Genomic DNA, 14,022 nt, shown 5'->3' with positions numbered 1-14,022 from the left:
AGGTTTTCATTCCGCGCGCCTGAGCGACGCTTCCAGCGGGCCGAGTCCGCCTCGATGCGGGCGGCGAGCTGTTCCGGGAGTCACCTGCCACGGGACCTCAGTGCCGTTTTCCTCCAGCCGCGCGAGGACGTCCTTCTCAATCAGCGCCGTGCGGATGTCCGTACTCACGATGGGTGCCGGTGCGGCAGCGGGCGCGTGGTCAGGTAGTGGGTTCGTATCGATCGTCGTCATCACGGAACTCGATCTGCCGCCAGCAAGTGCACGCCATGCAGTTTCGGAACGAGGGCATCGGGAACGTCCACTTCGAAGCCCAGGATCGCGGCGGACAGTGCCTTGCCATAGTTGTCAAGGCACAGGCTGCGGGAGACGCCGCCGCCCAACGCGCCTTCGCAGACAAAGTTCAGCGCGTCGATGTTGTCCGCCTCGTAGCGAGTAACGCGCCCCTTGATCGCTCCGCGATGGAAGGACTTGAACCGCTCGGCACTCAGCTGTGCTTTCAGCAGGGGGAAAAACTCCGGCTCGAAGGCGAACACAGAAATGTTGGACGTATTGCCCTTATCGCCCGATCGGGTGTGGGCCACGTGCTGCAGCAGAACCTTCACGATCAGCTCTCGAAATAGTTGATGGACGCGGGCACCTGATCTCGCGAAACGACGGAGGACCACACTCCGATGACCTCGCGCGTACGGTCTTGGTGCGGCACCCGCTTGCCCGTGTGCCCGATGCCGGACACGGCCATGCCGTCTACCTCGCGTCCCACCTTTGCCGCCTCCTCGCGGGTGCGAGTACGCGCCGCGACCCGCACCGCCAACTCGTAGGGTTCCGGCGCATTCGCCGACGTGGCACCGCCATGGATCGCGTTCATGCCGAGGAAATCGATCCGGACGTCCTCGGCCTGCAGATTGACGATGCGGAAGCGTTCCTCGAGTACTCGCTTTGCGAGCTGCGCGCGGCGCAGCGCGCCAGGGCCCGCGTAGAAGAACATGTCCTCGCCGATGAAGCCTTCCGTGCAGCCGATGGAGACTTTCAAGGTCGGGGGCCGCGGCTTGCCGGTGATGCCCGTGACCCGCACCCGGTCGGGAGCGACTTCCTCGATCTGGGCAGTCGTGAAGTCCACTACCACGTCGGGGGTCAGGTAGTTGGCGGGGTCATGAACCTCGTAAAGCATCTGTTCCTTGACCGTCCGCAGGTTGACCGCCCCGCCCGTGCCGGCAACCTTGGTCAAGACGGCATTGCCGTCTGCCGTGACCTCCGCAATCGGAAACCCGAGGTTCCAGGGATCTGGCACTTCCTTGAAGCCCGGATCGCTGAAGTAGCCGCCTGTGACCTGCGCGCCGCACTCCATCAGGTGACCCAAGCCGCTGCCCCGTCCGAGCCGTTCGTGGTCTAGCGGGTCCCAGCCGAACTCGTACATCATGGGCGCCATGAAGATCGACGGGTCCGCAACACGCCCACTGATCACGATCTGCGCGCCGTCACGCAACGCCTGCACCAGCGGCTCAGCGCCCAAGTACGCCTCGGCGGAGATCAGGTTGGGCGCGAGTGTCGCCGTGGGTTCGCCGTTCTCCAGGATTCGGTCCGTGAGCGACAGCACGCGATCGGCGATGAGGCTGCCGTTCACCGCCGCTATCTTCACGCCTAGATACCCTGCCTCGCGCAGAAGCTCCGCGACGCGCCGAGCTGCGGCATCGGGGTTGATCCAGCCCTGGTTGCTGACAATGCGCGTGCCGCGGCGCATGCATGCGGGTAGCACGGCACGCATGCGATCTTCCAAATAGGTGTCGTAGCCCTGAAAGCTTGGGTCGCGCCGCGTGCGCACCTGGGCCGCCGAGATTGTGGCTTCCGCCATGGTTTCAAAGCACAGGTAATCCAGATCACCTTTTTCAGCGCTCAGCGCGGCTGGCTCAACGCGATCGCCCCACCAAGCGGCGCCGGCGCCGATTCGAAGTGTCTGGCCTTTCAAAGTGATCTCCTTGCGGCCGCGGGTGACGGCCATGAAATATCTCTCCAGCAAGATGAATGTACAAGCCCGCATGTGCGCGCGCAAGCGTCTGGTCCCCTCACCGGCACGTACCGATTCAAGTGGGGTTCGCACACCAAACCTGGCCCCTGAGGGCAAGTCCCTGCCAATGCACGCCGCTGCCGGACAGGAGGGGCGTGTACAGCAATCACAAACCATCGCTACCGGAAATCGGCTGCGCACATGACGGTCTGGAAATGGTTGTCGAGAAGACCTCATCCACATCTTTGCGGCTGGCAAGACCGTTCGACCGGGCCGTCGATCTTCAGCTGGCTCTTGCAGCACCGGCCACCCGTCGGGTTTCTCGCAGGGACCTACGGAATGTGGTTCGCAGCGTGGATTTGACTGCGGACTCATTGCGAGTCGCCGTGCCTTCATATTATCTTGCTAGGAAGCAAAGTGAAGGAAAGAGGGCGCCACGTGAGCTGGCTCGTTGGCAGCGGGGTGACCCGATACGGTAGGCACCAAGGCCGCGACACCCTGGACCTAATGTCCGAGGCTGCGCAAAGCGCCTTGGCGGACGCCGGCCTCGAGCGGAATGAGGTCGACGCAGTGCTTTGCGGCTATTCGACGACCCTTCCTCACCTCATGCTCGCGACAGTCTTTTCGGAGCGATTTGGTATTCGTCCGCGGTACGCGCAGGCGATGCAGATGGGCGGGGCCACAGGGCTCGGATTGCTGATGCTGGCGCACATCCTGGCGCTTGCCGGCGCTGCGAGGCGCATTCTTGTAGTCGCGGGAGAAAATCGGCTGACCGGGCAAAGCCGCGATTCAGTCGTGCAGGCGCTCGCGCAAGTCGGTCATCCGCAATATGAAGTTCCGCTTGGCGCGAGCGTTCCGGCCTACTATGGACTTGTTGCATCGCGCTACATGCATGAACATCGTTGCACCGAGCGAGATTTCGCCGCTCTAGCTGTTCTCATGCGCATGCATGCGGCGCGCCACGAGGGCGCGCAATTTCGCGAGCCGATCACCGAGGAAGAGGTTCTTGCATCCAGGCCTATTGCGACTCCCCTGAAGCTCCTGGACTGCTGCGCGACGGCGGATGGCGCCAGCGCGTTCGTTGTTTCTGCAGAGCGAGTCGGCAGGCACGCGGTGCAGGTCGCCGGCGTCGCGCAGCACCATAACGCGCAACATGTCAGCGCCATCGAGAATATTGCGCTTGTCGGTGCAGGCCGATGCTGCGCGCGGGCCCTGGAGTCCGCAGGTCGAACCCTGCAGGACGTGGAGTATGCAGGGATCTATGACAGCTTCACCGTGACGCTTGCAATGCTGCTCGAGGAGATTGGGCTCGCGCCTCGGGCGAGAAGCGGCATCCTTGCTCGCGAAGGCCACTTCAGCCGAACCGGCCCGATGCCACTGAACCTCCATGGCGGTCTGCTCTCCTATGGTCATTGCGGGGTGGCGGGTGTCATGGCGCATGTGACGGAAGCTCACAGGCAGATGACTGGCCGAGCGGGAGAAAGGCAGGCGCCCAGAACGGGTGTTTCGTTGCTCCATGCCGATGGCGGGGTTCTGACATCGCATGTTTCTGTCGTGTTGGAGCGCCCATGAGCGAGTTGACCCATGGCCCGCTTGATTACCAGGCCTGTTCGGCGTGCGGGCACGTGTGGTGGTTCAGCCGAACTTTCTGCCCACGATGCGGGTGTTCAGAGGTGCAGGAGAGGACGTCCGGTGGTGCGGGGTGCATCTGCGCCAGCACGGTGGTGTACCGCGCGCCTTCCGACGAATTCAAACCGCTCGTGCCTTACGCGATCGTGCTCGTGGATCTGGATGATGGCCCGCGCGTCATGGGGCACGCGGCCGCCGGGCTAACCGTTGGCGCGCGGGTACGCGGCGAATCCCGGCAAATCGTTGGCCGCGCCATCGCCTATTTTTCAGATGTAGCAAAATGAAAAGTGACTTACGTGAATCGCTGCGCGTCGCACTCAATCCGCGCTCCATTGCGGTGATCGGCGCTTCGGACAATCCCCACAAAATCGGCGGGCGTCCGATCGCTTATCTTTCGCGCTTCGGCTACCGGGGCCGCATCATCGCGATCAACCCAACGAAGAGCGAGGTCCAGGGCCTGCGCACTTATTCCAGCCTCGAGACGGCTCCCGAGGCACCGGAAATGGCAATCGTCGCAGTACCGGGCGAACTCGCTGTCGAAGCGGTGGACCAGTGTGCCGCCGGGGGCGTGCGAATCTGCATCGTCATGAGTTCCGGCTTTGGCGAAGCGCACCAAGAGGGGAAGCACCTGGAAAGTGAGATGCGAGAACGCGCCCGGGCAGTCGGTATGCGCATCGTCGGACCGAACTCGCAAGGTCTCGTGAACTTCGGCACAGGTACGGTTGCAAGCTTTTCCACGATGTTCACCGAGGTCCAGCCGAAAGACGGGCCGGTCGGAATCATCAGCCAAAGCGGTGCAATGGCAGTGATTCCATACGGCCTGCTGCGGGCCAGAGGTGTCGGCGTACGTCATTCGCACGCCACCGGGAATGACTGTGATGTCACCGTTTGCGAACTGGCAACCGTGGTGGCCGAGGATTCCGAGCTTCGATTGCTAATGCTGTATCTCGAAGGGATTCCAGATCCGTGGAACCTCGCCGAGGCCGCAAGGATTGCGCGTAAACGCAACCTTCCGATCGTCGCGTTGAAAGCCGGTCGCACGAGCGCGGGTCAGGTTGCCGCAAATTCTCACACTGGCGCGCTGGCCAGCGAAGACCGGATTGTGGACGCCTTCTTGCAGGAGCATGGCATCTATCGCGCTCAAACCATGACAGAACTGGTGGCCACTGCTCCTTTATATCTCCAGGGTTGGCGTCCTCGGGGCCGCCGGCTCGTGGCGATCAGCAATTCGGGAGCAGTTTGCGTCCTCTCCGCCGATGCAGCCACCGACGCCGGCATGCCGCTGGAGCCATTGCAGGAGCAAACACAGTCAGACTTGCGCGCAATCTTGCCGGGCTTCGCAACGGTTCGCAATCCAGTCGATATCACCGCGGCTCTTCTGACCAACAGCAGCCTCTTTGGCGCGATATTACCTCCGATTTCGCGTGATCCAGCGGCGGACGCCTTCATGATCGGTATTGCCGTCGCCGGTGCGGGCTATGACGTAGAGGCGTTCGCCCGTGACTCATCTCGCTTCGCCGCAGAGACCGGCAAGCCACTGGTGGTGGCCGCGTCCCAGGATTCCGTCGCCCACTCCTTCCGCGAGCAGGGGCTAGTGACGTATCCCACCGAAGGAGAGGCGATCCAGGCGCTGGGGCGCTACCTAACCCATATGACATTGATGGAGAATGCATCGCGCCGTCAGCCAGTCATACCAGGGCGCCCGATCACCACCACACGAGAAAAAATGCTCGACGAGGCAGAGAGTCTTGAGCTACTGGCGGCAATTGGCGTGCCCGTCGTCCAGCACAAACTGTGCAGCACCAGCGCCGAGGTCCTGGGTGTGTTTGCGCGCCTTGGCGCCACTCGTGTCGTGGTCAAGGGCTGCACAGACGGGGTAGCCCACAAGAGTGAGCTCGGCTTAGTTCGGCTCGGCCTCGAGAATGACCAGGACGTCGTCGCCGCTTTCGATGCCGTCCAGGCAGCGGCGCAAGCGGAGAACCTTGTGCTTTCCGGCGTGATCGTCGCGGAACAGGTTCAAGGCGGTCACGAAATGATGATTGGCGCGCGTATCGATCCGGTGTTCGGTCCGATCGTATTGGTGGGCGCCGGCGGCCGTCATGTGGAGGCGCTGCCCGATTTGCGTTTGCTGCTGGCGCCGTTCACCCGCACCCAAGTTGCCGAGGCGCTTGGTCGACTGCGCATGGCTCCGCTGTTGCGCGGTGTTCGCGGCGAACCAGACATGGATGTGCAAGCCTTTTGCGAAGTGGCTGTTGCTATCGGCAAATTGATCTCACAGCTTGAGTCCGGCGTTACGCAAATCGACGTGAATCCTGTGATAATGCGTCGCCGCGGAGACGGCTGTGTGGCAGTTGACGCAGTGATCTACAAGTCAGCGAAGAATGCGTAGCTTCGGCGATGCGCGGAGATGGGCAGCTCTGGCGTGCGCCTGAATGGTCGAACGTTGAGAACGCGATGATCCCCGCCTACACCGAGTACCGCACGCAAAAATTTGGCTCACACCGCATTTGCGCGCATTGCACTTACTCAGTGCTTCCTTCGACGTGACGAAAGGCAGACGGGCGGTCTCAGCTTGGTTCAGTCCAACTTCACAAGATTCGATATCCCAAGCGGACCACCAGGGAACTGCGTGATTCGCCCTTGGTCTACGCCCCCCAAATCAATGTGTGCGAAGCCCAGGCGCCTGATCAGATCACTCACGGCTTTCTTAGCGTCGGCGTCTTGTCCCGACAGGAACAAGACGCGACGGCCGCCATTGGCTTGCGGCTCCGCTTCGAGCACGCGGGCACCCAGGTGATTAAAGGCCTTGACCACACGCGCGCCCGGCGCCCACTCGGCTAGCACTTCGCTCGAAGCGCGACCGCCGAGATCAACCGCCTCGAATGACGGCGCGTGAACCGCATTGTTGGCGTCGACCACGATCCGGCCATTCCACGGCCCAAGGCCCTTCAGGGCGCTGGACAGACGGCCCCACTTGACGGCGACGAATACCAGGTCGGCCTGGGCGGCCTCAGTCACGCTAACAGCGTGGATGTGAGGCGCCAGTTCTTCGGCGAGCGCTTTCAGTGATTGCGGACCCCGGCTGTTGGCGATGGATGCGTCGATTCCGTTGCGGGCGAGATTGCGGGCAATGGCCGAGCCGAGGGCGCCGGCACCGATAATGGCGATTTTCACGATTGACCTATGGGTTCGTTTGGAAAACTATGCGCAGCGGGGAAAAGCGCTCAATGCTTCGCCAGCTAGGAAACTAGAAACGTCGCTTCCACTTCAACGGTTATTCCGTGTGGCAAGGAACTCATGCCGACAGCGCACCTCGGGTGTCGGGCCAGTTCGCCGAAAACTGCGACGAGAAGCTCAGAACAGCCGTCGATTACTTTGGGGTGCATCGTGAACTCGGGGCTTGCGTTCACCATACCGAATACACGCAGAATCCCCGTAACGCGGCCGAGGTCGCCGAGCGCGTGGTCCGCTGTTGACAGCAGGTTGAGCGCCGTCAGCTTTGCGTCGTCATAGCCCTGCTGGACGTCCTCGGCACCCGTGATGCGGCCCGTTCTGTAAGTGCCGTCGGCAAGCTTCGGACCGTGGCCAGCCAAGAAGAGAAACTTGTCCTCGATTCGATATTGCACATAATTCGCGCTCGGCGCAGGCGGAGGTGGCAACACGATGCCAAGCTCCTTCATCCGATCGTAGGGAGTTTTTGCCGACATATGTCCTCCAAAATTGAACGATCACGCGCTTCCAAATGAAGCCGCTGATTGCAAAAGTCGTAGTCACGCATTACGTCGCGATGGAGAAGAAACACCGTCTTCCCTTGCACATTGAAAGAGAGGCTGGGGGTGAGATCGCCTGGGCCCGACGCGCGTGCGGACCTCAGGACGGGATCACGCTTGTCCATGCCAGCGAGGCCAGCACGTCACCTTCCGGCACATATTCACCCGAGTACCACCCCTTCCAGCCCTGGGCGGTCAATGTCTGGACTGAGGCCAGGAGCTCCTTGTCGTCTGGGGACGGTTGACGGCGTATAGGAGCCCCTGCCACCTGGAACAAGCCGATAGAGTGGGCATGTTTGCGGGCGAATTCCGAAATGGACTCCCCGGACATATGGGCGTGGTACGTATCACCCATGATCAGAAGGTCTCCGGCCACCTCGAGAAGCTCAGCGCCTTGTGCAAGGGTATTCAGAAGGTACAGCGGCTGGCGAGCAGCGCAAATCGGCTCGACGATTACCCGAACCCCAGCGTCGGCAGCAGCCTTGCAGGCGAAGCGAAGATTTTTTCGGTACACCTCCCAATAGGACGTCCGCTCGGCTCCTTCAGGGACCCGGCCGGCCATAGGATGGATCATGGGACAACCCAATGCGACGGCCGCCCGTATCGCTGTGTTCAGTTCGCCCTTGAACTCGTCTTCGCGTCCGGGGAGTGCGGTGACACCCAGTTCCCCAGCCGCGGTATTACCGCGAGCGAATGACATGCACGCATACTGCATCTGGTGCTCTTGCAGCAGTACCCGCTTTGCATCCAGGTTCTTTGGCACCTGCCCCTCGATGCCTGTGAATCCATGGGCCCGCGCCGTCGCTAGCCGCACCGAGAGATCATCGTCGGCAAAAAGCGCCGTTACCTCAGGCATGATCGCCAAGTTAAACGAGAGCTTCCTCATTGAAGGACCTCAATTCGCTTCTCCGCCACCACTAGTCACTAGCTTTCGGGCGAACCTGAACACCTGAGCGCATCGTCGTTGCCGTAACCCCGCCGTCAACCACAAGCGTTTGTGCGGTCACATGCCGTGACATCGCACTGCACAGGAACAGCACAACGCTGGCAATGTCGGCCGGGTCGGCGGGGCGCCGCAGGGGCACGGAGGCTGCGACCTCGTCCCACCCGCCGTCTCCTATCATTTGGTTGAGACGCGGTGTGCGGGTGCTCCCGGCCGCCACCGAGTTGATGCGCACCGCGCGCGGGCCGTACTCTACGGCTGCACATCGCCCCAGATGGTGAAGTGCTGCCTTGTTCGACCCATGGAGTGCCTGTCCCTGGAAACTCGCGATGCCCGAGACCGAACCGATCAAGACGATCGAGCCTCCGCCATTCTCGGCAAGCCAGGGCGCACCGAGCTGGATGGCAAGCCAAGCGTGCCTGTAGACCATGTTGTGCTGGGCCTGGTAAGCGTCATCGTCGAGCTCTTCAATCGGGCCGATGTAGGCGCGGCCCACGATGTCGACGATCGCCTGGGGATTCTTCAGCTTCAGGCGCGCAAGGTCGAAGACGCTCTGCATTCCTTCACGGGTGGTCACATCCGCCGAACAGGCAATGCCTGAGACTTCCTGCGCGACTTCCTTGGCAAGATCTGCTTCGCGATCAACGCACAGGACCGTCGCTCCAGCCTGCGCGAGCGCATGGCTGACCTGGCGCCCGATGCCCTGTCCGGCACCTAGCACTACCGCGCCCTTCCCCGCCATGCTTGTCATCGCGAGAAAGTCCGGAACTGCGGAGGAATCTGCTTTCGTCATTGATGCATCTTCTTCTTCTGCCGCTTGTCAACGCACCACAACGCGGTGCTGAGGGACCAGTTGCCGCCAATCCGCATCCTTGGTGATCTCCGCGGAGACTCCCCTGACATGGCTGATATCAAGGCCCGCGCCGGGGATGGGATCGCCGTCTCTGGCAGCCTTGGCGCAGGCCAGCAGTGCTCGGTACAATCGACTGACACCGACGTCCGAGGGACAAAGCAGTTCAAAGCTGCGATCGCGGAGCGCGCCGCTCGAGACGCTGCACGCGGTATCTTCCTGATTAAAGCTGGGGTAGCCGGTGAAATGCCCCGCGCGCACCTTGGTGCGGTCTTGTAAGTAGCGGTTTTCGGAAGTCATGCGCAGGCTTCCATTGCAAGTCCCAAAGGTGAGGCCAAATCGCTCCAGTGTTGGCCGGTCCAGGCCCGTGAACTTCAACCTCTGCGAAAGCAGAGGCTCCTCCCCGACCGGCTTGTCCGCGTCCCAAATGACGTGGAAAAAGTAGCAGCGCTCATCGTTCATAGGCACGGCGGCCAACCAGATATCCCCGTTTGGATTCACCGCCGCGAAGGGTGCAACAAACGCCGTAACCCGCGCGATCTGCTTGTCTCCAATCTGACGTATGGCGACGTAGTGAAAACCAAAGTCAGTCTCATCGGCCTCCATTTGCGGCGCCGCGTCGAACGGAAGATGGGCCGTCTGCTGCGCGAACTGAAGCTCGACTTTCTCGGCTCCTTCAAGCTGCGAAGAATGCAGAACCGAAAGATGCGAGGAGTCGACAAACCCCTCCATGATCTGGACGTAGTTGCAATCGGCGGTGGTCAGTTCGGCAATGCGATGACGATCGGACACATCCATGAACTGCCAGTGCGGAAAGGGAGGAATCTGCGCAGCGGGGCCGAGGTAGGCCCACAGCAGTCCTCCGGCCTCTCGCACGGGGCGAACCCGGCCTTTGATTCTGTGCTTGTACTTCGGATCGGCGACGTTCGGCGTGTCCAAGACGGTGCCATCGACTGCGAACTTCCAGCCATGGTAGATGCATCTGAGCCCATCGCCTTCCGCGCGCGAGATCAGCATTGAACACCCGCGGTGGGCACAAGCATCATCGAACAGCCCTGGCCGGCCAGTCTCGTCTCGCCACAGGACGAACCGCTCGCCAAGCAGTTCGAACTCCATAGGATCTCCGCCAGATGGCGGAAGTTCATGAAGCGGGATGACGGGAATCCAAAAGCGGCGCATGGCCTCTCCCATCGGCGTGCCTGGGCCTGTTCGGCACATCAGCTCATTGTCTTGTCGCGTCAGCATTCGATCTCCTGAATAGAAATGACGTCACAGCGGCAAACATCTTCCCAGGAAGCAATGTATCATGAGACATCTTCCTAGCAAATCAAATCATTCATGCAACCTAGGAAAGCGCGTCGCGTTGACGGCGTAGCCGGGTGATCGGCGTGAACATACCGCCTTGCAGGATCAGCTCAGCGAGATGGACTGCGCCTGCTCACCGACCTGCTGCAGACGTCCATCTCGGCTCACCGCGCAGGTTGAGGGGCGAAATCACGGTCAGGCTTGAGTGACGCTTCGGAGCCGCGCCGGCTGTTCGGCGATTGATGCTTGGTTGGAGGTCGGCATTGCGCATTTTGCATGTCTCTTTAGATTCGGATTCGGCAGTGCGGCCGTCAATATTTATTGCCAGCAAGATGAATATACGAGCGCTCATTTGCATCCACCAAGCTTCCCCGCGCTGCCGTTGATGCGTACCGTACAAATAAGGGGGTTTGCGCATCGAATTTGGCTCGTGCCACCCTGAGGCAAGCAGCCACGCCAAGCTCGGATGCGAGCGTTGCGTGCCTTTTCGTGTCCTGATATCTTCCCGAGGAACTTTTCCAGGAGCCCAAGTGCCGAAAGACATCATCACCGGGAGCATCGACCAGTGGTCGCGCGAAGATCCCGGTCTTCCCTTGGATGGGCTGCGCTTCACGATGTGGCTAACGCGGGCGGCTCGTTTGCTGGAGCGGAGCTTTTCGACCGTGTGCAAGAACGAATTCAAGCTCCTCCCTTCCGAAGCGCGGCTCCTGCTGGCGCTGCGCAGATCGGGTCGGCCGTTCGCACTTCGACCGACGGACCTGTTCCGCGCTCAGCTGGTTTCATCCGGCGGCATGACGAAGCAGATCGACCGCCTATGCAAGAGCGGCCTCGTAGTGCGTAACCGAGATCCGTTGCACGCTGGTGGATACCTCGTGCAACTCACCTCATCGGGGCTCAAGACAGCGGACCGGTTGACCGGTTACCTGCTCAAAGAGGGCGGCGTGAGCGACACCATAGAAAAGGAACTACACCGACTCGGACCGGCAAAAGCGAAGGTCATCAGCGCGTTTCTCGATAGCGCGCTTGACGTCTTGGAGGATGCAGCGGGCGAAAATTCGACCGCGGATGCGCAGGACTGATCAGGTTCGGGTGCCCAGCACCTCGCCCACTACCGTCGCTTCGCGGCGGGTGCCCCGCTGCCTGAACCGCAACGGATATGCCTCCGGTGCTCTCAAACACGATTTTCGTTCGCAATGAGTTTGTAGCCGCCTGACGCACGAGCGCTACCTCGCGGCCCGCCTGCCAATGCCCGTTGCCGCTTCAACTTTTCGCAGACGAAAAGCCTCCTGAGGGAAGGGAAACTCTTCTCGAAAAGATGAATCGCCGAGATCCTGTCCAGATAGTGATTTGCAGCAACGTCGGTCGCCGCGGTATCCAGGCAATCGTCGGTGAGGCTGAAAAGTCCGGTATGACGTGGCCGCCCGATGCGACTCCGAAGGCTCGCGCTGCGTGGTGTTCGCATCATCGGCATGTATTCAGTACGGTCCGACTCTAACTTGCGCTGAATATCCGTGGAAGATTGGCGCGCACCGTACACCGCTGTCTACGGGCGGCCTGTTGGAATGCTCGCGTTGGGGGTCGCGAGACCAGTACCGAGTGCAAGGCCCCGGATGGCGTCGGAATCGGCCGGCATAGCACCGAAGCCCTCGAGCACCCGAGCGCTTTCGCCGATGCTGCATGCGAGTTCGCCCAAGCCGTCCACCTGCACGGTGACCTCGTCGCCCGGTCGGACCGGACGGGAATTCGCCGGAGTACCCGTGAGAATGAGATCGCCTCTCTCTAAAGTAATCGTTCGGGCGACGTCGGCGACTAGATAATTGAAGTCCCACACCATTCCTAATGTCGAATCCTCCTGCACGACTAGGCCGTTGACGAGCGTGCGTATTCTCCGATCGTGAGGATCCCAGTCGGGCACGAGTCCGGGTCCGACTACTCCCAGGGAATCACTCCCCTTGACACGTAACATGCTGTTCGAATCGGCTTCTCGAAAGTCGTGCAATCCAAAATCATTCGCGATGGTGTAGCCCGCGATGTGAGTCTTCGCCTCTGCTGGGGAGATGCCACGAGTGGTCCGTCCGATCACGACGGCAATCTCGCCCTCGAAGTTGAGATACTGACACCCCTGCGGCCGCAGGACGATTCCACCATGTGCGTTAAGACAAGACACCGGCTTGTGAAAAAATGAAGGGAACTTGATGTTGTTGATTGAAAGTTCGTGGATGCGACTCCAATAGCCCAAATGCAGGCAAATGATCTTTGACGGTTCGCAGGGCGGCAAGTGAATCGCGTTGTCTACGTGGATCACCGTGCCATCCGCGGACACAAAATCGTCTCCGCGACGAGCAACCTCGACTACGTCCCCGTCGATCAAGAGTCGTCTGTATTCGCTCATCGGTGTCAACTTTCTCCAGTGGACCGCTCATGCGACGGTGTTGGCCGAATTAGAACTGACCGCGTGTCGACCCTGACGGGGCTCAATCGTCTCACCTGGAAAAGGTTTGAGCACGCGGCCAGCCTTCGTACCAACGCTTTCCTCGTGATGATCCGATTAATTTCACCGTCGCACGCGACAAATTGCCTCGAAGTACCGCTTGTGTCGGCGAGGCTGGGTACTTCGTTCATCGGCCGTGTCCATGTGACGCCTTTTCTCCAGCCTCCGTCGACGTCGCCGGTCGCGGTGATGTGCTCCTGAATGACACCGCGCCGAGCCCCGCCACACTTGCAGTTATCACGCTGCCAGCGGACAGGGCCACCGCTGCGGTCGCTGCTCCGGCAAGAATGATCGATCCGGACGAGAGTTTCAGATCATATTTTCGAGCCATTCGTGCGGCTGCCTGAACCGAGTTAAGGGGGTTACCGAGGACGTCAGCGCTCGTTCCTGTCTGTACGGTTTCGCCGTCGACAGCCAGACGGACTGCCAGGTCTCCAAGATCGTGCACCGCGACGAACTCGTCGAATGGTAACCATTCGCCGACCACGAATCCTGCCGCCGACGTATTGTCAGCGACGACATCGGTCAGCGAGAACTTGAAATCCTCATATCGGCTGTCGATGATTTCGAGAGCCGGCGCGATCTGCTGCACAGCCGCAAGGATTTCAGTCTCGGTGTCCGTGGGCTTGATGTCCTTGCCGAGCCGAAAGGCCACCTCGGGCTCAATGCGTGGGTGCACCCACCGAGACAGGTCGGTCACCTCGTCGCGTGCAATTTCCATGCTGTCGTGCAGTACACCGATGACGACGTCGGAGAGTCCCATCTGCTCGGCCTTGGCCTTGCTCGTGAAGCCCAGTTTGACACCCACGACGCGGTCGCCCCGCTGCTCCCGAAGGGAGACGCCACTAGCTTGCACGGCATAGGCGTCGTCAAGGGTCAACGAGTGCGACAGGCTCAGCTGTGGGGTCGCGATCGCAGTGCTGACGGCATGGTCCAAAAATGCCGCGAGCTTATCGACGTCGAGTTGTGCTGCCGGCTTCTTTGCTTCGGCTGCATCAGCGTCAATCATGTACACACCCCTCGTCTTTCGCA

The 14,022-nt window shown here is 61.0% G+C and carries 14 protein-coding genes; 4 read left to right on the top strand and 10 right to left on the bottom strand.

Annotation, left to right across the window (positions count from 1 at the left end; genetic code table 11):
• Positions 1 to 6: 6 nt before the first annotated feature.
• From AU072_RS28140 to AU072_RS09075, 3 genes are read right to left on the bottom strand one after another with little or no spacing between them, the layout of a single operon-like run.
• The gene (locus tag AU072_RS28140) at positions 7 to 231 is read right to left on the bottom strand and encodes a hypothetical protein (RefSeq protein WP_133147273.1); all 225 of its coding nucleotides are present in this window, start codon (positions 229 to 231) and stop codon (positions 7 to 9) included.
• Positions 231 to 602, bottom strand: a complete 372-nt coding sequence (locus AU072_RS09080; protein ID WP_064413473.1) for an AtuA-related protein — start codon at positions 600 to 602, stop codon at positions 231 to 233. The genes AU072_RS28140 and AU072_RS09080 overlap by 1 nt, the downstream gene beginning before the upstream one ends.
• Positions 603 to 604: 2 nt before the next feature.
• Positions 605 to 1,996, bottom strand: coding sequence for an acyclic terpene utilization AtuA family protein (locus AU072_RS09075; protein WP_064413472.1), 1,392 nt, complete (start codon positions 1,994 to 1,996; stop codon positions 605 to 607).
• 423 nt (positions 1,997 to 2,419) lie between these two features.
• Between AU072_RS09075 and AU072_RS09070 the strand changes: the two genes are divergently transcribed.
• From AU072_RS09070 to AU072_RS09060, 3 genes are read left to right on the top strand one after another with little or no spacing between them, the layout of a single operon-like run.
• The gene (locus AU072_RS09070) at positions 2,420 to 3,574 is read left to right on the top strand and encodes a thiolase family protein (protein ID WP_328586851.1); all 1,155 of its coding nucleotides are present in this window, start codon (positions 2,420 to 2,422) and stop codon (positions 3,572 to 3,574) included.
• Positions 3,571 to 3,915: a Zn-ribbon domain-containing OB-fold protein gene (locus tag AU072_RS09065; RefSeq protein WP_082680841.1), complete on the top strand. Its 345-nt coding sequence runs from the start codon at positions 3,571 to 3,573 to the stop codon at positions 3,913 to 3,915. Before AU072_RS09070 ends, AU072_RS09065 begins: the two co-directional genes overlap by 4 nt.
• Positions 3,912 to 6,020, top strand: coding sequence for an acetate--CoA ligase family protein (locus AU072_RS09060; RefSeq protein WP_064413469.1), 2,109 nt, complete (start codon positions 3,912 to 3,914; stop codon positions 6,018 to 6,020). The genes AU072_RS09065 and AU072_RS09060 overlap by 4 nt, the downstream gene beginning before the upstream one ends.
• 188 nt (positions 6,021 to 6,208) lie before the next feature.
• Here AU072_RS09060 and AU072_RS09055 read toward each other — a convergent pair whose 3' ends face one another.
• From AU072_RS09055 to AU072_RS09035, 5 genes are all read right to left on the bottom strand, one after another.
• Positions 6,209 to 6,805, bottom strand: a complete 597-nt coding sequence (locus AU072_RS09055) for an NADPH-dependent F420 reductase (RefSeq protein ID WP_064413468.1) — start codon at positions 6,803 to 6,805, stop codon at positions 6,209 to 6,211.
• 65 nt (positions 6,806 to 6,870) lie between these two features.
• Entirely contained in the window at positions 6,871 to 7,338 is a 468-nt protein-coding gene (locus AU072_RS09050) for a RidA family protein (RefSeq protein WP_064413467.1), read from the bottom strand.
• Positions 7,339 to 7,501: 163 nt separating this feature from the next.
• Positions 7,502 to 8,287, bottom strand: coding sequence for a TIM barrel protein (locus AU072_RS09045; RefSeq protein ID WP_064413466.1), 786 nt, complete (start codon positions 8,285 to 8,287; stop codon positions 7,502 to 7,504).
• A 31-nt stretch (positions 8,288 to 8,318) separates the two neighbouring features.
• Positions 8,319 to 9,137, bottom strand: coding sequence for an SDR family NAD(P)-dependent oxidoreductase (locus tag AU072_RS09040; protein WP_064413465.1), 819 nt, complete (start codon positions 9,135 to 9,137; stop codon positions 8,319 to 8,321).
• A 27-nt stretch (positions 9,138 to 9,164) separates the two neighbouring features.
• A complete protein-coding gene (locus tag AU072_RS09035) occupies positions 9,165 to 10,373 on the bottom strand; it encodes a Rieske 2Fe-2S domain-containing protein (protein WP_268874542.1) in 1,209 nt (402 codons plus the stop codon).
• 656 nt (positions 10,374 to 11,029) lie between these two features.
• Here AU072_RS09035 and AU072_RS09030 point away from each other — a divergent pair.
• Positions 11,030 to 11,578 carry a MarR family winged helix-turn-helix transcriptional regulator gene (locus AU072_RS09030; RefSeq protein ID WP_064413463.1) on the top strand — a complete coding sequence of 183 codons (549 nt, stop codon included), beginning with the start codon at positions 11,030 to 11,032 and terminating at the stop codon, positions 11,576 to 11,578.
• 464 nt (positions 11,579 to 12,042) lie between these two features.
• Here AU072_RS09030 and AU072_RS09025 read toward each other — a convergent pair whose 3' ends face one another.
• Both AU072_RS09025 and AU072_RS09020 read right to left on the bottom strand, forming a co-directional pair.
• The gene (locus AU072_RS09025) at positions 12,043 to 12,891 is read right to left on the bottom strand and encodes a fumarylacetoacetate hydrolase family protein (protein WP_064413462.1); all 849 of its coding nucleotides are present in this window, start codon (positions 12,889 to 12,891) and stop codon (positions 12,043 to 12,045) included.
• A 226-nt stretch (positions 12,892 to 13,117) separates the two neighbouring features.
• Positions 13,118 to 13,999 carry a 2-keto-4-pentenoate hydratase gene (locus tag AU072_RS09020; RefSeq protein WP_082680846.1) on the bottom strand — a complete coding sequence of 294 codons (882 nt, stop codon included), beginning with the start codon at positions 13,997 to 13,999 and terminating at the stop codon, positions 13,118 to 13,120.
• Positions 14,000 to 14,022 lie beyond the last annotated feature (23 nt).

The sequence above is a fragment of the Mycolicibacterium novocastrense genome, assembly GCF_001499835.1.
Lineage (GTDB): Bacteria > Actinomycetota > Actinomycetes > Mycobacteriales > Mycobacteriaceae > Mycobacterium > Mycobacterium novocastrense.
This window is presented reverse-complemented; position numbering and strand designations above follow the sequence as displayed.